We start from the raw sequence: 24231 nt of genomic DNA on the forward strand, positions 1-24231 counted from the left end.
ACAGGCGGTTGCGCTCCACACCGAGATCTACTGAACGCCATGTAAGACATGCCGATTCATACACTCGGCCACCCCAGCAGCGTCCCCCAGCACCACAGCCACGCCCCAAAGGCGCCGCACACGAAATCACACACCACGCAATGACCACTAAGCACGTCATCTACGGCACACCGATCCCTCACACGGCCACCCCAGCACCACACCCGCGCCCCAAAGGTGCCGCACCCGAAATCACACACCGCGCAATGATCACTAAGCACGTCATCTGCGGCACGCCCATCCCCCACACGGCCACCCCAGCAGCGCCGCCAGCACCACACCCGCGCCCCAAAGGCGCCGCGCACGAATCGCGCGCCGCGCTGGGCGCGTCATGTGCGGCACGCCGATCCCCGCACACTGCCACCCAGCACCACACCCACGCCCAAGGTGCCGGCGCACAAATCTGCACGCCGCCAGTGAAACGCTGGCGCGTCATTCGGCGCGCCGATCTCCCCACACGACCACCCCACGAGCGCCCGAGCAGCGCACCCGCACCCCATGGTGCCGCGCACGAAATCGCACGCCACGCAGTGAATCGCTAGCGATTTCGTGCGCGGCGCACCAATCTGTGCGCGGCGGCCTGTGAGAGGGCGGTGCGGACGGCAACGCACAAGCCGGGCGAGCGGGCGAGCACCTGGCCTGAGAGCGGCGGAGCCGGCTACAAGTCTCTGCACGGCCCCTGAAGGGCCGCACGGACGGCAACGCACCATGCCACGCGAAAGGCGAGCACCTGGCCTGGATAACGGCGGACCAGGCTACAAGTCTGTGCACAGCCCGACAGGCCGGTTCGGAGAGGCAGCGCACAAGCCCCGCGCGAGGGCGAGCACCTGACCTGGGTAGCGGCGGATCACCGCAAATACCACCAGCGCACCGCAAATACCGCCCAGCCCACAGACCACAGCGCACGCACACACCACGAGCCCGCGCATACAACCCGCCCACGCACAGACCCCAGCGCGCACCACAACCCGCACACACACCATCAGCCACGGAAACACCACCGGCCCACGAAGACATCACCAGCCCACGGAGACACCGCCAGCACCCACACACCCCACCAGCGCACCCACATACCCAGCCCACGCGCACACCCCCAATCCCGCCAACACCACCAGCACACGCACATACCCACTAGCCCGCGCATACAACCCAGCCTGCGCACAGACCCAGCGCGCGCCTACCCCAGCCCGCGCACACCACCCCCTCCTAAACACCACCAGCGCACGGCAAACACCACCCACTCCCGAACACCCCCAGCGCACGGCCAACACCCCCAGCGCACCGCACACACCACCCGCTCCCAAACACCCCCAGCGCACGGCCAACACCATCAGCGCACCGCAAATGCCACCCAGCCCACACACCACAGCGCACGCACACACCCCACCCCAGGCACGCCCCACGCACACTCCACCGGCCGTGCTGATATCCAGTATCAGTGCAGGTAAGCAAGGCCTAGCAGTCATGGAAAGCGTTTGATGGCAGTCGCCTTCAGTCGCGAACCTCTGGTTTCGTATGCTCGACCCACGCGCCCCATCGAACGAATGGTGACCAATGATCGACTTCACGATTCCCGCCGAACTCGCCGCCGAACGCGACCGGGTCCGTCAGTTCGTCATCGACAAGATCGTCCCCTTCGAGCGCGATCCGCGACTCACCGCACACGGACCAAGCGACGAACTGCGCCAGGAACTCGTCGAGCTCGCCCGCGCGGAAAAACTGCTCACCGTGCAGGCCCCGGAAGCCCTCGGCGGGCGCGGCCTCACCCACATCGAGCAGGCCGTGATCTACGAGGCGGCGGGCTGGTCCACCCTCGGCCCGGTCGCCATGAACTGCGCCGCACCCGATGAGGGCAATATGTTCCTGCTCTCCAAGATCGCCAATCCGGAGCAGATCGAGCGCCACCTCGCCCCCGCGGTCGCCGGACACCGCCGCACCGTCTTCGCCATGACCGAACCGGACGGCGCCGGTTCGGATCCGAATCAGCTGGCCACCGAGGCCGTCTTCGACGGCGAGAACTTCACCATCAACGGCCGCAAATGGCTCATTACGGGCGCGGACGGCGCGCAGACCTGGATCATTATGGCGCGCGTCGCACCGAACCCGCATGTGCCCGACGGCCCGACGCTGTTCCTGACCGAGGGCGACCAGTCCGGCATCATTATCGAACGCACCATGAACACCATGGACCGCAACTATGTCGGCGGTCACGGCGTGGTGCGCTTCGAGAACCTGGTGCTGCCCAAAGCGGCGCTGCTCGGCGAGACCGGTCAGGCGCTGCGCTACGCCCAGCTGCGACTGGCTCCGGCCCGGCTCACCCACTGCATGCGCTGGCTCGGCGCGGCCGAACGCGCACAGTCCATCGCGGTCGAATACGCCAGGACCCGCACCGCCTTCGGCAAACCGATCGGCGACCACGAGGGCGTTTCGTTCATGCTGGCCGATAACGAGATCGCCCTGCACCAGTGCCGCCTCACCATCTGGCACGCCTGCTGGCTGATGGACCAAGGCGAGAAGGCCAGGCATGAGAGCTCGATCGCCAAGGCGTACGTCTCCGAGGAACTGTTCAAGGTCGCCGACCGCTGCGTACAGGTGCTCGGCGGCATCGGCATCAGCGATGAGACCGTCGTCGAAATGATCTTCCGCGATATGCGCGCCTTCCGCCTCTACGACGGCCCGACCGAGGTGCACAAGTACGCCATCGGCCGCCACGTCTTGCGCAGGTGAGATGGCCAGCATGTCAATCGAACCCGCATAGACGGCTATACCTCACCACAACGAAGCAGGTCTTACGAGCGAGGAGTAGGTGGCCTGTCTCGCATTCGAGGAGTCAGCGCATGCGCAGCAGACGCGGGGCTCGCCCTTGATGCGCGCGTGCATCAGGTGCTGAACGTCCCGCCGCTACCGACCAATGGAGCGAGTCTTCGAGCGAGGAGTTCGTGGCGCGTCTCACGTCCGAGCCGTCGAAGCACAAGCGACGCAGGCGCGGAACTCGCCCTTCCCGCATCCGTGCACCACGTGCCGAACACCCCGCCACCACCAACTACCACGGAGCGAGCCTCACGAGCGACCCGTTCGCGGCCCATCTCACGTCCGAGCCGTCGAAGCGCATGCGACGAAGTCGCGAGTCTCGACGGCTCGGACGCGAGACACCAGGGGGCCGCGAACACGCCGCGGCGAAGCCGCGGCCATTAAACAGAGCCCGCGAACACGCCGCGCCCGCGCGGCCGACAACACGACTACCATCCAGTGGCATGAGTTCGGAACTGCTCGTCGATGTCTCCGCGGGCATCGCCGTCCTCACCCTCAACAGACCCGCACAGCAGAATGCCGTCACCCCGGCCATGGCCGCCGAATTGAGTGCGGCACTACAGCGTTGCGATGTAGAGGATGCGATTCGCGCGGTCATAATTACCGGCACGGCGCCCGCGTTCTGCGCGGGTGCGGATCTGTCCAACCGGGTCGGCGAGGTCAGCGCGACCATCGACCCTGCACCGTGGCGGGTGCGCAAACCGGTGATCGCGGCGGTGAACGGACATGCGGTCGGTATCGGCCTCGCCCTGGCCCTGCAATGCGATCTGCGGTACATGGCCCGGGACGCGGTCTACGGACTCAATCAGGTGCGTCGCGGTGTAGTCGCAGACGGTTACGCGCACTGGACGCTGCCGCGCCTGGTCGGGATGGCCAATGCCGCCGACATCATGCTGACCGGTCGCACCTTCGACGGCGACGAGGCCAAGGCCATGGGCCTGGCCAATGGCTGTATGCCCGGGGGCGAGGTGCTGCCGACGGCACTGGCCATCGCCCATGACATCGCGAGCGGGGCGGCGCCGCTGCCGGTGGCACTGTCGAAGCGGCTGCTATGGGAGAGCCTCGGCATGAGCCCGGCCATGGTCGGACAACTGGAGACCGATCTGAACGAGCACGTCGGCAAGAGCATCGACGGCGGTGAGGCGATGGCGGCCTTCCGGGAGCGCCGCCAGCCCAATTGGACCGGCAGCATCAGCGAGGAATGGCCCACCTGGGACAGCAGCGGCGATAAGCAACGCCCCAGCCTGGATTGACTCGCTTGGCTACGCGCGACCGCCGATCAGGATGAGCAGGAATACGATCGCCATGCAGACCATCAGGATCGTGCCGATTACGCCGAGGATATAGCCGACCAGCACCTGTGCGCGGCCGCTGTAACCACCGTGGGATTCCTCGATCTGGTCGAGCGCACGTCTGCCGAGCGCCCAGGCCACCGGTCCCAGCGCACCGCAGCACAACAGACTCGCCGCACCGAGCGCCAGCACTGCCGTCGCATGCGGATGCTCGACTGTCTCCTGGGGAGCCTGATTCGGGATGACCACGAGTCGAATTCTACGGGGCCGGAGTCGATTTGCGGTTCAACCCCGGTGGCCGATTTGCCCGCTGGCTGATTCCCGATCCGCCCGTTGCGATTCGAACAGGCCTGCCGGTGCCCCAGCCGCGGTCCTCAGACTCGACGCTGGCGCGCGATCTCGGACAGTACGACGCCCGCCGCGACGGACGCGTTCAACGATTCCACCGGACCCGCCATCGGAATGCCGAGGATCGAATCACAGGTCTCGCGAACCAGCCGGGACAGGCCCTTCCCCTCCGAACCGACCACGATCACGGTCGGAATGCGGCCGTCGAAATCATCGATGGTGGTATCAGCGCCCGCGTCCAGACCGACGATCTGAAATCCCCGCGACGCCCAATCCTTCAGTGTGCGAGTGAGATTCGTCGCGCGGGCGACCGGAAGCCGGGCCGCGGCACCGGCACTGGTCCGCCAGGCCACCGCGGTGACGCTGGCGCTGCGCCGCTGCGGTATCAGCACACCCTGACCACCGAAGGCGGCCACCGAACGGATCACCGCACCGAGATTTCGCGGATCAGAAATATTGTCCAGCGCGACCAGCAAGGCGGGTTCGGCCGAATCCTGTACCCGCGCAACCAGATCATCCGGATGGGCATACCGATACGGCGGCACCTGCAGCGCCACACCCTGATGCAGTCCGTTGGCGCTCAACCGATCCAGATCGGTACGCGGCACCTCGAGGATCGAAATACTCGCATCCGCGGCGATCTTCACACTTTCGGTGAGCCGATCGTCGTTTTCCGTGCCCACCGCGACATACAGCGCGGTCGCGGGCACACCGGCACGCAGACATTCGACGACCGGGTTACGGCCGAGCACCATCTCGGGACCGTCGTCACTCTTGCGTCCGGCCGGACGCGCGCCACCGCGCGGACCCGACCTACCTTGCGCCGCTGCCTTCGCCTTGGCGACGGCACGCTTGGCGGCGGGATGTTTGGTGCGCGCCTCAGCGGGCGGGGTCGCACCGCGCGGCTCCAAACCGCGCCGACGCTGCCCACCCGAGCCGACGACCGCGCCCTTCTTGCTGCCACCCTTACGAATAGCGCCGCGACGCTGCGAATTACCTGCCATCAGTTCGCCTTTCCACGCTGTACCGCGCCCGGCGAATGCTGTGCCGCGCCCAGCGACCATTCCGGACCCTGCGGAGTATCGGTCACTTCTATTCCGGCGGCCTGCAACCGGTCCCGCGCCGCATCGGCACTGGCCCAGTCCTTCGCGACGCGCGCCTGCTGGCGACGGTCGAGTTCGGCGCGCACCAGGACGTCGAGTGCATCCAGCGCGACGGAATTGTCCTGTGGGGTGTACCACTGCGGGTCGAACGGGCAAACGCCGAGAATATTCAGCATGGCACGGACCTGCCCGGCCAACTCGACCGCCTCATCGATCGCACCCGACTCCAGCGCCTTATTGCCCTCGTGCACAACCCGGTGCACCTCGGCCAGGGCCCGCGGAATCGCCAGATCGTCGTCGAGCGCCTCGGCGAACGCATCGGTCCATTTGCCGACCGCGATCTCCCCGGCCCGCTCGGCCACCCGATGCACGAAGGCCTCGATCCGCTGATACGAGGCCGCTGCATCGTAGAGGGCCTTATCCGAGTACTCCAGCATCGATCGGTAGTGCGCGCTGCCAAGATAGAACCGAAGTTCAACGGCCCGCACCTTCTTCAGCACATTCGGCACCGAGAGCACATTGCCCAGCGACTTGGACATCTTCTCGCCGCCCATGGTCACCCAGCCGTTGTGCAGCCAGTACTGCGCGAAACCGGCACCGGCCGCCTTGGACTGGGCGATCTCGTTCTCGTGGTGCGGAAAAACCAGATCCATTCCGCCGCAATGGATATCGAATTCGGAGCCGAGGTAGAACTCGGCCATGGCGGAGCATTCCAGATGCCAGCCGGGTCGACCGGGACCCCACGGCGACGGCCAGGTCGGCTCGCCCGGTTTGGCGGCCTTCCACAGCGTGAAGTCGCGCGGATCGCGCTTGCCCTCGCCCGCGCTTTCGCCTTGGTGCACGTCATCGAGTTTGTGCCCGGACAGGCTGCCGTATTCCGGATAACTGACCACATCGAAATAGACGTTGCCCGCGGAGGCATAGGCGTGCCCGCGCTCGATCAGCCGCTGCATCAGATCGATCATCTGGGTGATGTGGCCGGTCGCGCGCGGCTCCACCGAAGGCGGCAGTACGCCGAGGGTCTGATAGGCCTTGTCGAAGGCGCGCTCGTAGGTGGACGCCCACTCCCACCAGGGCCGACCGGCCTCGGCGGCCTTGGTCAGGATCTTGTCCTCGATATCGGTGACATTGCGGATGAACCACACGTCGTAGTCGTGGGCGAGCAGCCAGCGCCGTAGTACGTCGAATGCGACTCCGCTGCGCACATGGCCGATATGTGGTTCCCCCTGCACAGTGGCGCCACAGAGGTACACCGAGGCACGGCCGGGGACCAATGGCGCGAAATCGCGCATGGTCCGCGTGTCGGTGTCAAAAAGGCGCAGAGTCACGGAAGTCGATCCTAGCTGGTAGATAAGGCCGTTCATGGAGCGGCTCAGGTCGGCGGAAGCTGGATCAGCGACACTCTTGTAGCAGGGCGGTAGCCACTGCCGCAATGCCCTCGCCGCGGCCGGTCAATCCGAGGCCGTCGGTTGTGGTGCCCGACACCGAGACCGGGGCGCCGAGCAGCTCGCCGAGCACCTCTTGGGCCTCGGCGCGACGCGGTCCGATCTTCGGCCGATTGCCGATCACCTGGACCGCCGCATTGACGATTTCGAAGTCCGCCTCATCGAGGAGCCTTCGCACTTCTTTGAGCATGGCCGCGCCGGAAACGCCTGCCCATTCCGGCCGACCGGTACCGAAGACCGCACCGACATCGCCGAGTCCGGCGGCGGAAAGCAGCGCATCGCACAGTGCGTGCGCGGCGACATCGCCGTCGGAATGTCCGGCGCAACCGTCGTCGCCGTCGAAGAGCAGACCCGCCATCCAGCATGGCCTGCCCGCCTCGATCGGGTGGACATCGCTTCCGATGCCGACGCGCATACTCATGCCAGACCTGCCGTCCGCGCGCACTCCAGCACGGCATTCGCCAGCACCAGGTCGAGCCGGGTGGTGATCTTGAAAGCCATGGGGTCGCCCGGAATCGTGCGCACCCGGGTGCCGAGCAGCTCGACCAGACCGGCGTCGTCGGTGGTCTGCCGCCGCTCATCGGCATAGGCAGCGCGCAGCAAGTCGGCGGCGAAACCCTGTGGGGTCTGAATGGCGCGCAAACCGGCGCGGTCGGGCGTGCCGGTGACCTCGCCGCGCGCGTCGACGGATTTGATGGTGTCGACCACCGGCAATGCGGGCACGACGGCCTCGGCCCCGGCGCGCAGTTCCGCTACAACTCGAGCGATCAGCTCAGGCGGAGTCAAGGCGCGGGCGGCGTCGTGCACGAGGAAATGGGTGGCATCGGGGGCGGCGGCGATACCGCAGCGCACCGAATCGGTGCGCTCGGCGCCGCCGATGACCACGCGCACCGACTCCGAGGGCGGCAGCAGGGCAACGGCGCTCTCGACGAGTTCGGCGGGGACCATCACGATGATCCGGTCGACCGCGCCGGAGGCGATCAGGCCGTCGACGGCCAGCCGGACCATAGGTGTGCCGCCGACCGTGACGAACGCCTTGGGAGTCGATTCACCCAGACGCACGCCACGACCGGCGGCAGGCACCAACGCAACGACGGATCCGTCGCTGTTGGAAACGTTCACGGTCAGGAAGCCGCGGCGAGAACCTCATCGAGGAGCGTCTCGGCCTTGCCGTCATCGGTCCCCTCGGCGAGCGCGAGCTCACCGACGAGAATCTGACGGGCCTTGGCCAACATCCGCTTCTCACCCGCAGACAGGCCGCGGTCCTGCTCCCGACGCCAGAGGTCGCGAACGACCTCGGCCACCTTGTTCACATCGCCGGAGGCGAGCTTCTCCAGGTTGGCCTTGTAGCGGCGAGACCAGTTAGTCGGTTCTTCGGTGTGCGGCGCACGCAGCACCTGGAAGACTCGATCGAGACCCTCCTGGCCGACGACGTCGCGCACGCCGACATATTCGGCGTTCTCTGCGGGAACGCGAACAGTCAGGTCACCTTGGGCGACCTTCAGGACCAGATACTCTTTTTGCTCACCCTTGATGGTGCGAGTCTCGATAGCTTCGATCAGCGCCGCTCCGTGGTGGGGGTAAACGACGGTGTCTCCGACCTTAAAAATCATGTGTCCCGTGCCCCTTTCGATGTTCACAGTTTAACATGCGACTCGGTAACGGCGCGATCAACTGTGCAGGTCAGGGCCACAACGAGCCAACCGTGGGGGTTGACAGAACCGGCGCGGTGTGCATTGCGTTGTGCCAGAACAGGTTATCGACCGGCGCGAATAGCACACCGGACGGTCCGCGAGCCGAGTAGCGTGTCCGCAACCACGCCGCCGCCACGCAAAACCGTTACCCAACGGATGCCGAGCATGGGGGTGTCCGAACCTGCCAGCCATGGGGACCCCACGGATTCAACACAACCCCCGCGCCCCGGCCGCGGAGGCTACTACTACGCTGCCTAGTTATTACTCTCCCTAGCGGAGTAAGCCTGGTCGACATGGAGGGACAACCCGTGACTGCCCTGAAAGCTGTGACCGCCTCGACAGGGGCGCGTCGTCGCATGGTTTCGGTCGCCGCGCTCGCCGCCGGAGCGGCCCTCGTGCTGTCCGGCTGCAGTTCGGGCCAGGTCGCGCAGACCGCGACCCAGGTCGCCGCGGTGAACGGCAACCACGCCGACATCGACCGGATCTCGCTGCGCAATGTGCACATCGTCTTCCCGGCCACCGGCACCGACTACACCAATGCCAAGGGCGGCAAGGCGATCATCGCGCTGTCGGTCGTCAACAATGGCGAGACCGTCACCGACGAGCTGACCAGCATCACCACCGACCTCGGCACGGTGAAGATCACCCCGCCCTCGGGTGCCTCGGCCTTCCAGATCGCCCCGCAGCAGACCGTCGTCGCGGCGACCTCTCCCGGCGCCGCAACCGCCGCCAAGTCCGACGAGCACGGCGCGACGCCGAGCAGCTCCGCCGCGCCCGGAGCGGCCAGCCAGAAGACCACCGTCGACCCGGAGAAGAAGCCGGGCCTGATCGAGGTCACCGGCCTGACCAAGGACATCACCCCAGGCCTCACCTACCCGGTGACATTCAACTTCAAGCAGAACGGCACCGTCACCGTGCAGGTCCCGGTCGACGCCGGTGCGGAAACCGACCGGCACGAGGGCCAGGCCGCGGCGACCGAAGGCGAGCACAAGGGCGGACACTGATCCACTGCCTTCGAACGGCTGTCGCGCTTCGCGCGGCAGCCGTTTTCGTATCAGGTTGTCGGGGGCGATACGTAAGGTGCGCGTGTGGCCAAGACCAAGTCGATCTTCCGATGCTCCGAATGCCGGTACGAGGTCGCCAAGTGGGTGGGCAAATGCCCGGACTGCGGCGCATGGGGCACCGTCGACGAGGTAGCCGGATCGGCGGCCACCGCGGCATCACCGGTCGGGCGCAAGGCCATGCTGCCGAGCACCGCCGCCGCACCCATCTCGCATATCGATTCGAAGGTCACCAAGGCCAGGCCGACCGGTGTCGAAGAACTCGACCGGGTGCTCGGCGGTGGCATCGTGCCCGGATCGGTCGTACTGCTCTCCGGTGAACCCGGCGTCGGCAAGTCGACGCTGCTGTTGGAGGTCGCCCACCGGTGGGCCACCCAGCGCGACGAGAAGTCGCTGTATGTCACCGCCGAGGAATCGGCCGGACAGGTTCGGCTGCGAGCCGACCGGACCAATGCGGTACACGAAAGGGTCTATCTCGCAGCCGAATCGGATCTGTCGATCGTGCTCGGCCATGTCGAACAGGTGCGCCCGACGCTGCTGGTGGTCGACTCCGTGCAGACCATGCTCGTCCCGGAGGTGGACGGCACCATCGGCGGCGTCACCCAGGTGCGCGCGGTGGCGGCGGCGCTGACATCACTGGCCAAAGCGAGCGGAATCGCGGTGCTGCTGGTCGGACATGTCACAAAGGACGGCAATGTCGCGGGCCCGCGCACGCTCGAACATCTGGTGGATGTGGTGCTGCAGTTCGAGGGCGATAAGAACTCCACCCTGCGCATGGTGCGCGGCATCAAGAACCGCTTCGGCAGCTCCGATGAGGTCGGCTGTTTCGAATTGCACGACGACGGGATCTCCTGCGTCACCGATCCGTCAGGACTGTTCCTGCACCACCGCACCGATTCGGTATCGGGCACGGCGGTCACGGTGGCGATGGACGGTAAGCGGCCGCTGGTCGCCGAGGTGCAGGGGTTGACCGTGCACACCGAGATCCCGAATCCGCGGCGCGCGGTGAGCGGACTCGACTACAACCGGGTCGCGATGGTCCTCGCCGTACTGCAGAGCCGCGGGCGGGTGTTCCTCGGCAAGCACGACGTGTACGCCGCGACGGTCGGCGGCATGCGCCTGCTGGAGCCCGCCGCGGATCTCGCTGTGGCACTTGCCATTGCCAGTGCCGAGCGCGATCAGGCGTTGCCGGTCGGCTGGGTCATCCTCGGTGAGGTCGGGTTGGCGGGTGAGGTGCGCCGGGTCACCGGTCTGGAGCGCAGACTCGCCGAGGCCGAGCGCCTCGGCTTCACCACCGCCCTGGTGCCACCAGGCTTGGCACGCACCAAGAGCGGCATGAAGATCCACGAGGTGACCGACGTCAAATCGGCCATCCGCCTCGCGGGTCTTCGCAAACAGCGCGCCGCGGCGACCGAGACCGCCCCCGACTTCTGACCCGCTACCGCACAACCCGAGTGATCACGCACGGCCAGTGGTTGTCGCGCAGGCCGTGCGCGATGGCCACTGGATATGCGACAGGTCATGCGATGTTGAAGGGTTCGGCGGCGCTGCGTAGTGAACCCAGTTGGGCGACAACGGCGTACGCGCCGGGCGGGACCTGGACGCGGTCGCCCGCACAGTTGGGCTGGGAGGTCGAGCCGGACCAGGTAACCATGAAAGCCGCCTGCTCGCCCCGGTTCAAGGTGCGGACGTCGGGGGCGCCGTCCGGGTAACAGTCAGTGCTCGACCACAGGCGGCGCTGGCCGTCGAGGGTGGTCACCGAGACCTGCTGGAGTCCGGAGCCGACATCGCGCGAACAAGCCGTAGACGAGATATTGGTGATCACGATGCCGAATACCGGATTCTCGCCGGTCTTGTAGGTCGGCTGCTCGACGGTCACCTTCACCGCCAGCGACTGATCCGGGCAGCTACCCGCGGCGACCTGACTGTTGTTGGCAGCCGCGGCGGTGGTGCCGGAGGGCTTCGCACTGGATTCGCCGGTGGTCGGCGGCGGCGTCGAGGCGGACGCGCCCGCTGGCTTATTCGTCGCCGACGCGGAACTCGTCGCGGCCGCCTTGGTCGTACCGGGCGAATCGCCGCCGCGCGTGACCGTCAATACCAACCAGATCACCAGTGCGAGCGCCACGACCAGGACGCCTACGGCGAGCGCGCGGCGTCGCCAGTAGATCTCCGGAGGCAGCGGTCCATTCGGTTCCAGCACGGAGTCAACGGTAAGGGCACGATCCGGTACAGCGACTCAGGACCCCGGCGTGTCGGATCGGAAAACCCGCGCGGGGCAGGTAAATTCCGCTCCCACCGTCAGCCGTCTCGGATCGCGGTATCAGACCAGCTCACCGATATTGCCGACGACTCGCTGCAACTTCACTTCGCCCTCGGCCAGCTTGTACGTGACGCAGGCGATCGCGCACTCACCCGTAGCAACGCGCTGCGAAATGATCATCGAGCGCTGCATGAGCAGTCGACTGGTCTCCACCACATGCCTGGCCTCCATCTCGTCGACGGTGGACAGTCCCTCCCTGCGGCCGATCAGAATCGACGGCGCGACCCGTTCGACCACACTGCGGATGAATCCGCCGGGTACTTCACCGCCGTCGAGCGCGTCGATGGTGGCCTTCACCGCGCCACAGCTGTCGTGCCCGAGCACAACGATCAGCGGCACATTCAGGACCTGCACGCCGTACTCGATCGAGCCGAGCACCGAGCTGTCCACGACATGGCCCGCGGTGCGCACGACGAACATATCGCCGAGGCCCTGGTCGAAAATCAGTTCTGCGGCAACGCGGGAGTCACCGCAGCCGAACAGGATCGCGTGCGGGTGCTGGCCGCTCACGAGCTTGGCCCGGTCGACCGCACCCTGGCTAGGATGCAGCAGGTTGCCGCTTACGAAGCGTTCATTGCCCTCGCGAAGGGATTTCCAGGCACTGATCGGGTTGGAATCCGGCATACCGACCATTGTGCACATCGCAGTGGTTACCAGCGAGTCCGGTTCGTTACGGCTCGGCAAATATCGACCGGCCGCAGGACCATAGGAACGGTGAGGGCAGTGTCGGAGGGCGGCGCAGCGCAGCAGCGTACAGGCGGAAAAACCGAGATCACGACGGGTGGCAACCGGGTGGATGCCGAGTCGTTGCTGGACTGGTACCGGGCGACCGCGCGGGATCTGCCGTGGCGGCGCGAGGACGTCACCGCCTGGCAGATTTTGATGAGCGAAATCATGCTGCAGCAGACGCCGGTGGTGCGGGTCGAGCCGATCTGGCGCGAGTGGGTCGCGCGCTGGCCGGTCCCCTCGGCCATGGCGGCCTCATCGCAGGCCGAGGTGCTGCGTGCCTGGGGCAAGCTCGGCTATCCGCGGCGGGCGTTGCGGCTGCACGAATGCGCCAAGGTGCTCGCCGAGGAGCACGGCGACGAGGTGCCGACCGATGTCGATGTGCTGCTCGGTCTGCCGGGTATCGGCGCGTATACCGCGCGTGCGGTGGCCTGTTTCGCCTACGGACAGCGAGTTCCGGTGGTGGACACCAATGTTCGCCGCGTGGTCGCGCGTGCGGTGCACGGGCGGGCGGAGGCGGGGAATCCGTCGTCGCGCGATCTGCCCGAGACCGAAGCGCTACTGCCGCGCCGAATCGACCATGCCGCAATGTTTTCCGCCGCGCTGATGGAGCTCGGCGCGACGGTATGCACGGCTCGCACGCCCAACTGCTCGCGCTGCCCGCTGCCCGAATGCGCGTGGGTTTCCGCGGGCAGGCCGGTCTCCGATGTGGTGCGCAAGACGCAGAAGTACGAGGGCACCGATCGTCAGGCGCGTGGGCGGTTGCTCGACGTGTTGCGCGAGGCAACTGGTCCGGTCGAGCGAATCCGCCTGGATCTGGCCTGGACTCGCGATCCCGGCCAACGCGACCGCGCATTGGACTCGCTGCTCGTCGACGGCCTCATCGAACAGACTCCCGACGGGCTGTTCGCCCTGGCCGGCGAGGGCTGAACCAATCGCAACCAGGGTTGTAGTGGCCGCAATCCCGACCACATGAAGAGCCACGACGGCTTGTCAGCCCTGGCCAGCGGACTAGATCAATCTCGTACGCGGTGGTCGAGAATTTTGCGAAGAAAGGCTTCGACCTCGGTGCGGTAGCGCTCGGGCTGATCGTCGTGAACCAGGTGTCCGGAGTTCGGGATTCGGACGTAGACAGCGTCGGGATGGACCTCGGCCATCTGCCGCATCTGCCCCTCGGGAGTGATGGTGAATTCGCCTTCGATCAAGAGTGCCGGCGCTTCGACCGCGCGCCATTGCGCCCAGAAGTCCCGGGTTCCCCACTCCTCGGAGATATCGCGGAAGGTCGCGACCGAACCGTGTAGGCGATAGCCGTCCGGCCCCTGATCGAAAGAGTCGAGGAAGTACCGCCCGGCGATCGGGCCGAAGAAATCCAACACCGCGTCCGCATTCGGAAATGGCTGCGGCCAGGCCTCGATCATCGCCGCCCAGTTCGCGGCGGTGCGGCCGCGGAAGTCGGGGGCGATATCCTCGACCACCAGCGCGCGCACCCGCTGCGGATACTGCGCCGCGAATACCCAGCCGTGCAGGCCACCCATCGAATGTCCGATGACCACCATGGGTTCGGAAATTTCGGCGGTCGCCGAAGCGAGGTCATCGATGAAGGCCTCGGTGGTCAGGTCCACGGGTGCGGGGCGACCGTGACCAGCGGCGTCGAAGGTGTAGATGTGGCCGAAGTTCCGCAGCCAGCCCAGTTGATCGCGCCAGGTGCGGGCACTGCCCATCAGTCCGTGCAGCAGCAGGATCGGCACTCCCGCTCCGCCTTCGTCGTACAACACTGTGTCATCTTGCCGCGCCTTCGGCGCGACCCGTTCGCGCCCCCCTGGTGTCTCGCGTCCGAGACGGGCCGCGAACGGGTCGCTCGTAAGACTCGCTCCGTGGTGGTTGGTGATGGCGGGGCGTTCGGCACCTAGTGCCCGCATGCGGGAAGGCAGTCCCGTGACTTCGTCGCATGCGCTTCGACGGCTCGGACGCGAGACGGGCCGCGAGCTCCTCGCTCGTAAGAGCCGTCATTGCAGAGTCTCGCAATCGACTCGCCTCCGATGGTCTACCTCGCATGCGCTGCGGGGTGTCCGATGCGTGCGGACGTATCGTCGGAGCCATGGCTGTTGTGAAGATCAATGCGATCGAGGTTCCGGAGGGCGCGGGCCCCGAGTTGGAGAAGCGATTCGCCCATCGCGCGCATGCGGTCGAGGGCTCGCCGGGCTTCCTCGGCTTCCAGTTGTTGCGGCCGGTGGCCGGGGAGAACCGGTACTTCGTTGTCACCCAGTGGGATTCGGAGGAGTCGTTCGCGGCGTGGCGGGACGGACCCGCGCGCGAGGCGCACGCCGGCGAGCGGCAGAAGCCGGTTTCCACGGGTGCCTCGCTGTTGGAGTTCGAGGTCGTGCTGGACGTCGCGGCCAAGTCCGCTTCCTGAAACCGCTGGACAGACGCGGCGCGCGACTCGCCCATTCCGGCCTGGGCAAGTCGCCCGCCGTGTTGACGGCGGGTGCGAACGGATGTCACAGTTCGAAATGACAAACGCGAGGGTGACGCGGTAATTCGGTGAAATTCCGAAGCGGTCGCGCCACTGTGTTCTTGCACCGAGTCCTTGGTGCCGGAAAGCCAGACACCGGCACCTTCGCACCGAACAACTCACGGGACGCGCATCCCTAGGAGGACTCGAATGGCTATCGCGCATTCACCGAGTCGGGCAACTGATTCACTCGGCACGCTGCTCATCGCGGTGGGCGTCGTTCTTCTCGCATTGCTCACGCTGTACCTGGTCGGCTTCGACCAGGGCGTCATCTCGCGCAGCGGGATGTACCTGCATGAGCTCATGCACGACGGACGTCACCTGCTCGGTGTGCCGTGCCATTGATCGGATCGCTCAAGACTTTGCTGCTCCGTGGCCTGCTGGCCGGCCTCATCGCCGGCCTGCTGGCTGCGACAGTGGGCTACTTCGTCGGCGAACCCAAGATCGATGCCGCCATCTCCATCGAAGAAGCCAATTCCGCTGAAGAACATGCGGCCGAGCACGTCAACGAACCAGCCGGGCATACGCACGGCGACGAGGAAGAAGCGCTGGTCAGCCGTTCCGGACAGAAGTTCGGGCAGTTCCTTGCTCTCGGGCTTGCCGGGCTCGCGCTCGGGGCGATCTTCGCTTCGGTCGCATATTTCGCCCGGCGGTACACCAGTTTGTCGGGGCCCAAGCTCGCACTCGGATTGGCATTGGCCGGTTGGACCGCGATTGTCGCGGTGCCCTTCTTCAAATACCCGGCCAATCCACCGGCCGTTGGTGAACCGGACACCATCAACCAGCGCACTCTGCTGTGGGTCGCAGCGGTGCTACTCGGCCTGGTTGCGGTCGGCATCGGACTGTACGTCTACAAACTGCTTGCCGCGCAACTGGATACGGTCCGGCTGATCGCCGGGGTCGCGACGTTCGTGCTCATCGTTGTGCTCGGGTACGTCCTGTTGCCCGGCGTCAACGAGGTGAAGGACGATTTCCCGGCTGTGCTGCTGTGGCAGTTCCGTGCGACATCGCTCGGCGAGACGGCCACTCTGTGGGCCTGCCTCGGCCTCGGCTTCGCGGCACTCACCGAATTCGCCACGCGCGATAGCACTCCGGTACGAGCCTCAGTTGCTACCGCGGGCTGATCCATAGTCCGGACTGCGAAAGGCAGTGTTGGTCTTATGACCGGCACTGCCTTTTCCGTACGGCTACGAAACGACCGACCACGCTCGGTTGCCGTGGCATTCACCGGACTTGTGATCGCGCTGCTGTGCGGCGTCGGCGAGGCCATCGCCTACACTGCCGTGCAATTGGGCCGTCCGAACGCCGATATCGGCTCGCTTGCAACGGGTCTGGCTATTCGCGGCGGAATCTATCTGGCGGTTCTCGGCGTGGCCGTCCGGATGGCGCGCGGTGCCCGCTGGGCCAGGACGGTGCTCACCGTCGGCATCGGCGTGATCGGCCTGGCCTCGCTGATAATCGAACCGCTGGCAGCCACGTTGTCCGCCAAGCAGATCAGCGACCTATTCGACAATCTCACCGCATCAGCGGTGATCATCGGAACCTTGCGCACCGGCCACATCCTCGCCGTCCTGATTGCCATCCCCGCCATGTACCACCCGAGTGCCCGCCGCTACTTCCGGGCATTGGCGTCGCAACGGTAGTGACATTCTCGCACAGGCTATTTGGTAGCGCGGTAGTCACCGGGTGTGCGACAGCATTATTGCCAGCGGGGTCGGACCATGCCGGATTCGTAGGCCATGACGACGAGTTGGGTGCGGTCTCGCGCGCCCAGTTTCATGAGGATGCGGCTGACATGGGTGCGGGCGGTGGCGGGGCTCATGAACAGGCGCTCGCCGATTTCGGCATTGGTGAGGCCCTCGGCTACCAGGGTCATCACCTCGCGCTCGCGGTCGGTCAACTCGGTGAACGCGGCGGGCGGGGGCTGTTTGGCGTGGGCCGAGAATTCGGCGATGAGGCGGCGCGTAACGCCGGGCGAGAGCAGGGCATCACCCGCGGCGACGACTCGGACAGCGCGGACGAGATCAGCGGGCTCGGTGTGTTTGACCAGGAACCCCGTTGCGCCCGCGCGCATCGCTTCGAAGACGTATTCGTCCAGTTCGAAGGTGGTCAGGACAACTACCCGCACCTCGGCGAGTTTCGGATCCTCAGCGATCATTCGGGTGGCGGCAAGTCCGTCCAGAACGGGCATCCTGATATCCATCAGGACCACGTCCGGAGTCAGACTGCGGGTCATGCGGACGGCTTGTTCACCGTTGTCGGCCTCGCCCACCACCTCGATACCGTCCTGCGCGTCGAGCAGCGCGACGAAACCGCCGCGCACAAGCGCCTGATCGTCGGCAACAAGCACCCGAACCGGCCCACCTGTCGAATTGCCACGGGATCCCGTGTTCATCGCGCCTCCTCCTGAGCCCCCACCTGGGACGGTAGCCGAGCCACTACGCGGTATCCGCCACTCGGCCGGGGACCGGCGATGAGCTGGCCGCCGAGGGCGTGGGCACGCTCGCGCATGCCGAGAATGCCATTGCCGCCGCTGGCCCCGGACTTCGATGGTGTGCCGGTGGCGCGAGCATTGTCGATGGTGATCTCGACCGAATCGGCGGCGTAGCGGATGGTCACCGCGGCCGGCGCGCCGGGTGCGTGGCGGACCACATTGGTCAGCGATTCCTGGATGATGCGGGCCGCCGCCACATCGACGACGCTTGGCAGCTTGTGTGCGGTGCCGATTATGCGGGTGTCGACCGTGAGACCAGCCGCGCGAGTGCGCTGCAGCAGTGCGTCCAAGTCCCGGATGCTCGGAGCCGGGCTCCGCGGCGCGGGCGGCCGATCCTCGACGTTGCGAGCAACAGAATTGCCTTGGGGCCGTAGGGACTGCGCAGGCGCTGATTCGGTTTCGGGCTCGACATCGGGGTCGCGCACTTCGGCCGCGCTACCGTTGCGGATCGCGTGCAGCAACGTATGCACCTCGACCAAGGCATCCTTGCTCGCCGTCTTGATCGCCGCGAGCGCAGATTGGGCCTGTTCCGGTTTCTTGGCGAAAAGCTCCAGCGCCACCGAGGACTGAACATTGATCAGCGAAAGACTGTGCGCCAGGACATCGTGCAGCTCACGCGCGATCGCAAGCCGCTCCTCACTGGCTCGCCGTTCCCGCTGCGCCTCCTCATCGCGACGCGCCGCCTCGGCCCGCTGCCTGCGGGCGACAAGCACTGCCTTGCGCTGACGGATCCCCTCGGCGATCGCGACCAGTATCCCCAGCCAGGCGATCATGCCGAAGGCCAGCCACGGGTCGGCCGGATGCCCGACCAGCGCGGGCACCGGCCACAGCAGCACGAGATAACCGATCGGCGCGAGCGGATATGTCCACCAGCGTGATCCGACGATCGCGGCGCTGATGAATGCGATCACCAGCGAAACGAAAATCGGGCCGTAGCCGTAGCCGCGCAGCAGATACACCGCGCATGTCGCGATCGTGACGAGCAGCGCGGGCAGCGGGTAGGAACGGCGTAGCAAGAGCGCCACCGGTCCGATGAGCAACAGCACATAGCCGAGCGCGTCGAGTGAGTGCACTCCGGTCTGGCGCAGGTTGGCATTGCGTCCCCCACCGACCTGTATCACCGCCACGACGAGCGCGAGCACCCAGTCCTGTACGACCGGGCCACGTTTCGATTCCCCTGGCGCTGTCACATGTGCAGCCTATTAGTCCGGACGCGTCATGACGTCCGCCGCGCTACGTATGCCCGTCCTCCGCCCCGAATATATTTCCGATCGCGGCTGCCCACATGGTCGCGTCAGCGGCCGTCAACCGAGGTAACCTCCGCATTTGGGCATTCCGCACACCCCTTCCTCGGTGACAGCTGCGGCGCACTGGCCGCCCTGGTGACTCAATGGTCACGTCAACCGAAGTAACCCCCAGGATTTCGGATTCCCGAACACTCCTTCCCCGGCGACAGCGGCGTACCGCCCACGCCGAGCTGGTGACACATCGGTCACGTCGCGGGCCAACGGTCTATGTGACGCGGGCAAACGGAACACCCGTGCTCCGCGACGGCGGTGCATACGCCTCGCTGGTGCTGATCGTCGGCGCCGCTGCTGTGACCGCACCATGTGCTGGGCGACATCAATCCTCGCGGCCGCTTTCACGGTATTCAGTAGGCCGCCGTACGTACGCCGAGCATCGCCGCGCGACGGATGTGTCCCCCTGGTCGGGGGCGGATTCTCGGTGCATGACAGATTCCATCGTGCTCACCGCGGGGCTGACCAAACGCTACGGCACGCACACAGCCGTCGACGGCGTGCATATGAATGTCGCGCCCGGCGAAATCTACGGCTTCCTCGGCCCGAACGGTGCGGGTAAGACGACCACGCTGCGGATGCTCGTCGGTTTGATCCGTCCTACCGAGGGCACCGCCACCGTGCTCGGACATACCCCCGGCGATCCGGCCGTGGTGCGCCGCATCGGCGTCCTCATCGAGGGCCCCGGCTTCTACCCGTACCTCACCGGCCGCGACAACCTGCGGGTACTCGCGAAATACCGCGGCATCGAGCCCGTCGAGGTAGCGCACGCACTCGACCGCGTCGGCCTCGCCAATCGCGCCGACGATAAATTCCGCAGCTACTCCCTCGGCATGAAGCAGCGCCTCGGCGTCGGTGCGGCCCTGCTCGGCCGTCCCGATCTGCTGATTCTGGACGAGCCGACCAATGGCCTCGACCCGCAGGGCATGGCCGAAATGCAAGAGCTCATCACGACTCTCGCCGGTGATGGTCACACGGTGCTGTTGTCCAGCCACATGCTCAGCGAGGTCCAGGAGATCTGCGACCGCGTCGGGGTGATCTCCGGCGGACAACTGCTCACCGAATCCACGGTCGCCGAATTGCGCGGCGCCTCTTCGCTTTTACTGCGCGCCGAACCGCTGGAGGTGGCATTTCCCGCAGTACGCCGCGTGGTCGGCGAGCGCTCGGCCATGTTGACCGCGGGTGGAATTCGAATCGAGGCGGGTGCTGCCAGCGCCCCGGTGGTCGCGCGTGCGGTCGTCGAATCGGGCGCGGACCTGCTGGAACTGCGGACCGACGAAAAGTCCCTGGAAGAAGTGTTCTTCGAAATGACCCGATTGGAGCCGGTGAAATGATCGGGAAAGACCTGATGGCAAGCACGAAAGCGGAAATGCTGCGACTGCGCAAGTGGCCCGCATTCTGGATCATTCTCAGCACCTGGATCCTGCTGAATCTCACCTTTTCCTACCTCTTCAACTACCTCGCCTACTCCTCCGGCGATATGAAGACGATGTCGAACGGCGTGCCCAAAGACGTGCTGCTGCACCAGATGTTGCCCGCCGCGGTGCCGGAGGTCTTCACCCAGGGCATGGCGATGTTCGGTGGCGCGCTGATGCTCATTCTCGGCGCATTGACCATCGGTAGCGGTTACGGCTGGGGCACTTGGAAAACCGTGCTTACCCAGGGTCCGTCGCGAAACAACGCCATCGGCGGTGCGCTGGTCAGCCTGGCGGTCACGGTAATCGGGCTGGTGTGCGTCGCATTCGTGGCCGATGTCGGGGTCGCATCGATAATCGCGATGACCCAGTCGCAGTCGCTCGCACTGCCCGGCCTGGGGCAGGCGGTGAACGGAATCATCACCGGCACAGCGATTCTCGGCATGTGGACGCTGGCCGGTGCGCTGATCGGCGCGATCGCGCGCGGTCCGGCCCTGGCCGTCGGGCTCGGGCTGGTTTGGGTGCTGGTGGTGGAGAATCTGCTGCGCGGCGTGGTGGCGATCTTCAGTCCGCTCGAGGTGCTCACCGATCATCTGCCGGGTACGGCGGCGGGCTCGATGGCCGGTGCGATGCGGACCGTCGACGGGCCTTCGACGCCGGGTGTGCTCGATATCCTGCCGCGGGCTCAGTCGCTCGTCGCGCTGTTGGTGTACGTGGCACTGTTCGCGGCGGGCACGATGTGGCTGGTGCGGCGGCGCGATATGGTCTGATGTTTCAGTAGCCGAAAACCGTTGGCGGACAGCAGTTCGTCAACGGTTCGGCGCATTCTCCGACAGTACGGAACCGGCCAATTCGGCCAGCGCCGCCGCGATCTGCGCGGAGGTGAGCCCCCGTGTCCGCTGCTGCTGATAGACCTCGGCAGCCAACGGCGCGAGCAGCGAATCGACCATGGCGTCCGGTTCACCGACACCGGCTGCCACCAAGAGCGACCGGACGTGCGCGAACCAGAAGCCGTAGGCGCCTGTCGCGAACCGTGCGCCGCCAGTCTCGGCACCCAGCACCAAATCCGCGTGCTGGTCCAATAATTCGACCATGGCGGCATAGAACGCAGCGAGTCGTTCGGCGGGTGGCGCGCCGGGACCCAGCGGCGGCGCACCGCGCAACAACTGCTCCTGCAGTGCGCGTTCGTGTTCGTCGAGCAGTGCGACGGCGATCGAATTCGTATCCGGATAGCGGCGATACAGCGTGCCGCGTCCGACCCCCGCCGCCTTGGCGATGTCGTCCATCGTGACGGTGCGCGGATCCCGCGTTGCGAACAGTTCGGCGGCCGCGGCGAGCACCTTGGCCCGGTTGCGGGCCGCGTCCGCGCGCTCGGTCGGGGCCGCCGGATGCCCGCTGAGCAGGTCCATATCGCTGTTCATGATCCCGACTGTACTCGACCCTCGCAATAACTGGACATTGTGTCCGGTTATCGGTATGGTGACGACCGGACAGAGTGTCCAGTTAAATCTACGGGAGAAACCATGAGCACGTTGTTGCATCTCGATGCCAGCGCCCGACGTCGTTCCATCAGCCGGGAACTGAGCGCGGCATTCGCCACGGCATGGCGCGCCGAGAATCCGGACGGCAGCTACATCTATCGCGATTTGGCTGCCGAGCCCGTGCCGTTCATCGACGAGGCATGGACCGAACTATGCGATGCCGTCCTCGCCCAACCCAGCACCGACCTGCATCGCCTCGCCGAACTGATCCGCACGCCGGAACAGAGCGCCGCTTGGGCGATCGTGGAGCCACTGCTGACCGAGGTGCTGGCCGCCGAGGCGATTCTGATCGGCACCCCGATGTACAACTACTCGATCCCGGCCGCACTCAAGGCCTGGCTCGATCAGGTCACCTTCCCGCGGATGTCGTTGGGCGACAAGCGTTTTGTCGTCGTCTCGGCACGTGGCGGCTCCTACGCACCCGGCGCCCCGAAGGCCGCCTTCGACCACCAAGAGCGCTACCTGCGCGATTTCTTCGCGGGCCATTTCGCCGTCACCGATACCGTTTTCGTCAATGCGGAACTCGCCAACTCGAGGCAGGACCCGGCATTGGCACATCTGCGCCGCAAGCATGACGAGTCCTATTCGGCCGCAATGGAATCCGCGCGCGCGCTGGCCAAGGGGCACTGATGAACTGGATCATTCTCGGCGTCGCCGGACTGGTGGAGATCATCTGGTCACAGAGCATCAAACCGACGCAGAACTTCACCCGCCCGGTCCCGACCCTCATCTGCTTCGTGCTCGGCGCGGTCGCGGTGTACCTGCTCTCGCGGGCCATGCAGACGCTGCCGGTCGGCACGGCGTACGCGGTATTCACCGGAATCGGCGCAATCGGGGCGATCAGCCTAGGTGTGGTGATCAACAAAGATCCGATGAGCGCCGGGCGGCTGCTGGCGCTGTCGCTGATCCTCGGCGGCATCGTGCTGGCGCGCGTCACCAATCCGGAGTGAGCAGGTCCGGCGGTACAGTCCGAAGCATGTTCGCACCAGTGCGGGTACCCGATCTATCGTCGCGTCCCTTCGGGCTCGAGGTCGAGCGCACGATGGCCGCGCCGCCACCGGCGCTGTACCTGGCCTGGACCGAACGATTCGACCACTGGTTCGCGGCCCCCGGCTCGGTCCTCATGCGCCCAGTCGTGAACGCGCCGTTCTTCTTCGAGACCGACTACCAGGGCATGCGCAGCCCGCACTACGGACGGTTCATTCGTCTGATTCCGGACCAGATCGTCGAGCTGACCTGGGTGACCGGGGCCGGTGGCACCGAGGGCGCGGAAACCATGGTGACGGTCGAGCTCATGCCGATCGACTCCGGCACTCGACTTCGCCTGGCGCACGCGGGATTTGCCGATGAAGCCGCCCGCGACCGGCACTCACAGGCCTGGCCGCTGGTACTCGAGCAACTCGATCAGCACACCGCCGAGCCCGCCTGACCACTGTCCAGCGCGGCGCTCGATTCGGGCTGGCCTTCGCACGCGCCGCTGGGGCGGCGGGGGTAGGTTCGACTGCGAATTGTGATTCACACATCTTCGAAAGGATCGTGATGCCCACACGTACCGCGCGCACCGCTTGGACCGGAGGTCTCCAGGACGGCTCCGGCCAGGTCGAGCTGGCCAGTTCCGGTGTCGGCAAGTACGACGTCTCCTTCCCCAAGCGCGCCGCCGACGATGCCGACGGCACCACCAGCCCCGAGGAACTGATCGCCGCGGCGCACTCCTCCTGCTTCGCCATGGCCCTCTCGGCCCAGATCGGCAATGCCGGCGGCACGCCCGAGAGCCTGGACGTCACTGCCGATGTGACCCTCGGCCCGGATCCGGACGGCGGCTTCCGCATCAGCGCCATCAAACTCACCGTCCGCGGCCGGGTCTCCGGTCTGGACGCCGATGGCTTCGCCGCCGCCGCGGCCGCGGCCAAGGCGGGCTGCCCGGTCAGCAAGGCCCTGGCCGGGGTGGACAACATCACCCTCGACGCCGCCCTCGCCTGACTTCCCGGCTCCTCGCACAGGCGTGTGCGAGGAGCCCAGTGGTTATGCGAGCGCACGCATACGACATCGCCGCGCGCCCTGCGTCACATCCGCACGCATGGTGATTGTCAGTCTGCGGCAAAGGCGGCACGCATCCTTACCAGCTCTTCCAA

The 24231-nt window shown here is 66.3% G+C and carries 27 protein-coding genes and 1 riboswitch; of the genes, 15 read left to right on the forward strand and 12 right to left on the reverse strand.

The features are described 5' to 3' along the window. Positions 1 to 1593 precede the first annotated feature (1593 nt). Both ACIBG0_RS18775 and ACIBG0_RS18780 read left to right on the forward strand, forming a co-directional pair. Positions 1594 to 2766, forward strand: coding sequence for an acyl-CoA dehydrogenase family protein (locus ACIBG0_RS18775; protein ID WP_397033965.1), 1173 nt, complete (start codon positions 1594 to 1596; stop codon positions 2764 to 2766). A 527-nt stretch (positions 2767 to 3293) separates the two neighbouring features. Further along, the gene (locus tag ACIBG0_RS18780; protein WP_397033966.1) at positions 3294 to 4103 is read left to right on the forward strand and encodes an enoyl-CoA hydratase/isomerase family protein; all 810 of its coding nucleotides are present in this window, start codon (positions 3294 to 3296) and stop codon (positions 4101 to 4103) included. Between the two features lie 9 nt (positions 4104 to 4112). Here the strand turns inward: ACIBG0_RS18780 and ACIBG0_RS18785 are convergent, their stop codons facing one another. The 6 genes from ACIBG0_RS18785 to carD all read right to left on the reverse strand — a co-directional run bounded on the left by ACIBG0_RS18785 (position 4113) and on the right by carD (position 8651). After that, a complete protein-coding gene (locus ACIBG0_RS18785) occupies positions 4113 to 4391 on the reverse strand; it encodes a DUF4190 domain-containing protein (protein WP_397033967.1) in 279 nt (92 codons plus the stop codon). Between the two features lie 125 nt (positions 4392 to 4516). After that, entirely contained in the window at positions 4517 to 5494 is a 978-nt protein-coding gene (gene rlmB, locus ACIBG0_RS18790) for a 23S rRNA (guanosine(2251)-2'-O)-methyltransferase RlmB (protein WP_397033968.1), read from the reverse strand. Further along, positions 5494 to 6921, reverse strand: a complete 1428-nt coding sequence (gene cysS / locus ACIBG0_RS18795; RefSeq protein WP_397033969.1) for a cysteine--tRNA ligase — start codon at positions 6919 to 6921, stop codon at positions 5494 to 5496. The genes rlmB and cysS overlap by 1 nt, the downstream gene beginning before the upstream one ends. Positions 6922 to 6985: 64 nt before the next feature. Further along, complete coding sequence (gene ispF, locus ACIBG0_RS18800) at positions 6986 to 7453, reverse strand: 2-C-methyl-D-erythritol 2,4-cyclodiphosphate synthase (protein WP_062990256.1); 468 nt, start codon at positions 7451 to 7453, stop codon at positions 6986 to 6988. Between the two features lie 2 nt (positions 7454 to 7455). Then, positions 7456 to 8160, reverse strand: a complete 705-nt coding sequence (gene ispD / locus ACIBG0_RS18805; RefSeq protein ID WP_397033970.1) for a 2-C-methyl-D-erythritol 4-phosphate cytidylyltransferase — start codon at positions 8158 to 8160, stop codon at positions 7456 to 7458. 2 nt (positions 8161 to 8162) lie between these two features. Further along, positions 8163 to 8651 (reverse strand): RNA polymerase-binding transcription factor CarD, encoded by a 489-nt coding sequence (gene carD, locus ACIBG0_RS18810; RefSeq protein ID WP_011206964.1) that lies wholly within the window; start codon positions 8649 to 8651, stop codon positions 8163 to 8165. Positions 8652 to 9040: 389 nt separating this feature from the next. On the opposite strand from carD, the gene ACIBG0_RS18815 reads away from it, so the two are divergent. Both ACIBG0_RS18815 and radA read left to right on the forward strand, forming a co-directional pair. Beyond that, complete coding sequence (locus ACIBG0_RS18815) at positions 9041 to 9736, forward strand: hypothetical protein (protein ID WP_397033971.1); 696 nt, start codon at positions 9041 to 9043, stop codon at positions 9734 to 9736. Between the two features lie 84 nt (positions 9737 to 9820). Continuing rightward, positions 9821 to 11227: a DNA repair protein RadA gene (gene radA, locus ACIBG0_RS18820; RefSeq protein WP_063042760.1), complete on the forward strand. Its 1407-nt coding sequence runs from the start codon at positions 9821 to 9823 to the stop codon at positions 11225 to 11227. Positions 11228 to 11312: 85 nt separating this feature from the next. On the opposite strand, the gene ACIBG0_RS18825 is transcribed toward radA, so the two are convergent. Then, positions 11313 to 11993, reverse strand: coding sequence for a hypothetical protein (locus tag ACIBG0_RS18825; protein ID WP_397033974.1), 681 nt, complete (start codon positions 11991 to 11993; stop codon positions 11313 to 11315). A 120-nt stretch (positions 11994 to 12113) separates the two neighbouring features. Then, a complete protein-coding gene (locus ACIBG0_RS18830; protein WP_062991596.1) occupies positions 12114 to 12737 on the reverse strand; it encodes a carbonic anhydrase in 624 nt (207 codons plus the stop codon). Positions 12738 to 12884: 147 nt separating this feature from the next. Here ACIBG0_RS18830 and ACIBG0_RS18835 point away from each other — a divergent pair, with 147 nt between their 5' ends. Continuing rightward, positions 12885 to 13769 carry an A/G-specific adenine glycosylase gene (locus ACIBG0_RS18835; protein WP_397034093.1) on the forward strand — a complete coding sequence of 295 codons (885 nt, stop codon included), beginning with the start codon at positions 12885 to 12887 and terminating at the stop codon, positions 13767 to 13769. Positions 13770 to 13855: 86 nt separating this feature from the next. Here the strand turns inward: ACIBG0_RS18835 and ACIBG0_RS18840 are convergent, their stop codons facing one another. Then, positions 13856 to 14614 (reverse strand): alpha/beta fold hydrolase, encoded by a 759-nt coding sequence (locus ACIBG0_RS18840; RefSeq protein WP_397033976.1) that lies wholly within the window; start codon positions 14612 to 14614, stop codon positions 13856 to 13858. Between the two features lie 323 nt (positions 14615 to 14937). Here ACIBG0_RS18840 and mhuD point away from each other — a divergent pair, with 323 nt between their 5' ends. From mhuD to ACIBG0_RS18860, 4 genes are all read left to right on the forward strand, one after another. Next, the gene (gene mhuD / locus ACIBG0_RS18845; RefSeq protein WP_040686177.1) at positions 14938 to 15252 is read left to right on the forward strand and encodes a mycobilin-forming heme oxygenase MhuD; all 315 of its coding nucleotides are present in this window, start codon (positions 14938 to 14940) and stop codon (positions 15250 to 15252) included. Positions 15253 to 15317: 65 nt separating this feature from the next. Then, positions 15318 to 15471, forward strand: a riboswitch (cobalamin riboswitch). A 30-nt stretch (positions 15472 to 15501) separates the two neighbouring features. After that, entirely contained in the window at positions 15502 to 15696 is a 195-nt protein-coding gene (locus tag ACIBG0_RS18850; RefSeq protein ID WP_040686176.1) for a CbtB-domain containing protein, read from the forward strand. Beyond that, a complete protein-coding gene (locus ACIBG0_RS18855; RefSeq protein ID WP_397033978.1) occupies positions 15687 to 16475 on the forward strand; it encodes a CbtA family protein in 789 nt (262 codons plus the stop codon). Before ACIBG0_RS18850 ends, ACIBG0_RS18855 begins: the two co-directional genes overlap by 10 nt. Before the next feature lie 93 nt (positions 16476 to 16568). Beyond that, positions 16569 to 16994, forward strand: coding sequence for a hypothetical protein (locus ACIBG0_RS18860; RefSeq protein ID WP_397033979.1), 426 nt, complete (start codon positions 16569 to 16571; stop codon positions 16992 to 16994). A 56-nt stretch (positions 16995 to 17050) separates the two neighbouring features. Here ACIBG0_RS18860 and ACIBG0_RS18865 read toward each other — a convergent pair whose 3' ends face one another. Then, a complete protein-coding gene (locus ACIBG0_RS18865) occupies positions 17051 to 17746 on the reverse strand; it encodes a response regulator (protein ID WP_397033980.1) in 696 nt (231 codons plus the stop codon). Beyond that, the gene (locus ACIBG0_RS18870) at positions 17743 to 19035 is read right to left on the reverse strand and encodes a sensor histidine kinase (protein WP_397033982.1); all 1293 of its coding nucleotides are present in this window, start codon (positions 19033 to 19035) and stop codon (positions 17743 to 17745) included. Before ACIBG0_RS18870 ends, ACIBG0_RS18865 begins: the two co-directional genes overlap by 4 nt. 539 nt (positions 19036 to 19574) lie before the next feature. Between ACIBG0_RS18870 and ACIBG0_RS18875 the strand changes: the two genes are divergently transcribed. Further along, positions 19575 to 20477, forward strand: a complete 903-nt coding sequence (locus ACIBG0_RS18875; RefSeq protein ID WP_397033984.1) for an ABC transporter ATP-binding protein — start codon at positions 19575 to 19577, stop codon at positions 20475 to 20477. Between the two features lie 14 nt (positions 20478 to 20491). Continuing rightward, complete coding sequence (locus ACIBG0_RS18880; protein WP_397033986.1) at positions 20492 to 21328, forward strand: ABC transporter permease subunit; 837 nt, start codon at positions 20492 to 20494, stop codon at positions 21326 to 21328. Between the two features lie 39 nt (positions 21329 to 21367). Here the strand turns inward: ACIBG0_RS18880 and ACIBG0_RS18885 are convergent, their stop codons facing one another. Further along, positions 21368 to 21979, reverse strand: a complete 612-nt coding sequence (locus ACIBG0_RS18885; protein ID WP_397033988.1) for a TetR/AcrR family transcriptional regulator — start codon at positions 21977 to 21979, stop codon at positions 21368 to 21370. Positions 21980 to 22081: 102 nt separating this feature from the next. Here ACIBG0_RS18885 and ACIBG0_RS18890 point away from each other — a divergent pair, with 102 nt between their 5' ends. The 4 genes from ACIBG0_RS18890 to ACIBG0_RS18905 all read left to right on the forward strand — a co-directional run bounded on the left by ACIBG0_RS18890 (position 22082) and on the right by ACIBG0_RS18905 (position 24079). Then, a complete protein-coding gene (locus tag ACIBG0_RS18890) occupies positions 22082 to 22729 on the forward strand; it encodes an FMN-dependent NADH-azoreductase (protein WP_397033990.1) in 648 nt (215 codons plus the stop codon). Then, positions 22729 to 23049, forward strand: a complete 321-nt coding sequence (locus ACIBG0_RS18895) for a DMT family transporter (protein WP_397033991.1) — start codon at positions 22729 to 22731, stop codon at positions 23047 to 23049. The genes ACIBG0_RS18890 and ACIBG0_RS18895 overlap by 1 nt, the downstream gene beginning before the upstream one ends. A gap of 26 nt (positions 23050 to 23075) precedes the next feature. Further along, positions 23076 to 23528, forward strand: coding sequence for an SRPBCC domain-containing protein (locus ACIBG0_RS18900; RefSeq protein ID WP_397033993.1), 453 nt, complete (start codon positions 23076 to 23078; stop codon positions 23526 to 23528). Positions 23529 to 23638: 110 nt separating this feature from the next. Beyond that, positions 23639 to 24079, forward strand: a complete 441-nt coding sequence (locus ACIBG0_RS18905; protein ID WP_040686169.1) for an OsmC family peroxiredoxin — start codon at positions 23639 to 23641, stop codon at positions 24077 to 24079. Positions 24080 to 24231: the final 152 nt, after the last annotated feature.

It is taken from the genome of Nocardia sp. NPDC050630, assembly GCF_044457245.1.
Lineage (GTDB): Bacteria > Actinomycetota > Actinomycetes > Mycobacteriales > Mycobacteriaceae > Nocardia.

Bases quoted from the DNA above. Each gene is read 5' to 3' on its own strand.
- ACIBG0_RS18885 (WP_397033988.1), bottom strand. From the start codon at position 21,979: ATGAACAGCGATATGGACCTGCTCAGCGGGCATCCGGCGGCCCCGACC.
- ispF (WP_062990256.1), bottom strand. From the start codon at position 7,453: ATGCGCGTCGGCATCGGAAGCGATGTCCACCCGATCGAGGCGGGCAGG.
- ACIBG0_RS18830 (WP_062991596.1), bottom strand. From the start codon at position 12,737: ATGCCGGATTCCAACCCGATCAGTGCCTGGAAATCCCTTCGCGAGGGC.
- ACIBG0_RS18850 (WP_040686176.1), top strand. From the start codon at position 15,502: ATGGCTATCGCGCATTCACCGAGTCGGGCAACTGATTCACTCGGCACG.
- carD (WP_011206964.1), bottom strand. From the start codon at position 8,651: ATGATTTTTAAGGTCGGAGACACCGTCGTTTACCCCCACCACGGAGCG.
- ACIBG0_RS18900 (WP_397033993.1), top strand. From the start codon at position 23,076: ATGTTCGCACCAGTGCGGGTACCCGATCTATCGTCGCGTCCCTTCGGG.
- ACIBG0_RS18875 (WP_397033984.1), top strand. From the start codon at position 19,575: ATGACAGATTCCATCGTGCTCACCGCGGGGCTGACCAAACGCTACGGC.
- ACIBG0_RS18775 (WP_397033965.1), top strand. From the start codon at position 1,594: ATGATCGACTTCACGATTCCCGCCGAACTCGCCGCCGAACGCGACCGG.
- ACIBG0_RS18905 (WP_040686169.1), top strand. From the start codon at position 23,639: ATGCCCACACGTACCGCGCGCACCGCTTGGACCGGAGGTCTCCAGGAC.
- ACIBG0_RS18880 (WP_397033986.1), top strand. From the start codon at position 20,492: ATGGCAAGCACGAAAGCGGAAATGCTGCGACTGCGCAAGTGGCCCGCA.
- ACIBG0_RS18780 (WP_397033966.1), top strand. From the start codon at position 3,294: ATGAGTTCGGAACTGCTCGTCGATGTCTCCGCGGGCATCGCCGTCCTC.
- ACIBG0_RS18890 (WP_397033990.1), top strand. From the start codon at position 22,082: ATGAGCACGTTGTTGCATCTCGATGCCAGCGCCCGACGTCGTTCCATC.
- ACIBG0_RS18895 (WP_397033991.1), top strand. From the start codon at position 22,729: ATGAACTGGATCATTCTCGGCGTCGCCGGACTGGTGGAGATCATCTGG.
- rlmB (WP_397033968.1), bottom strand. From the start codon at position 5,494: ATGGCAGGTAATTCGCAGCGTCGCGGCGCTATTCGTAAGGGTGGCAGC.
- ACIBG0_RS18865 (WP_397033980.1), bottom strand. From the start codon at position 17,746: ATGAACACGGGATCCCGTGGCAATTCGACAGGTGGGCCGGTTCGGGTG.
- mhuD (WP_040686177.1), top strand. From the start codon at position 14,938: ATGGCTGTTGTGAAGATCAATGCGATCGAGGTTCCGGAGGGCGCGGGC.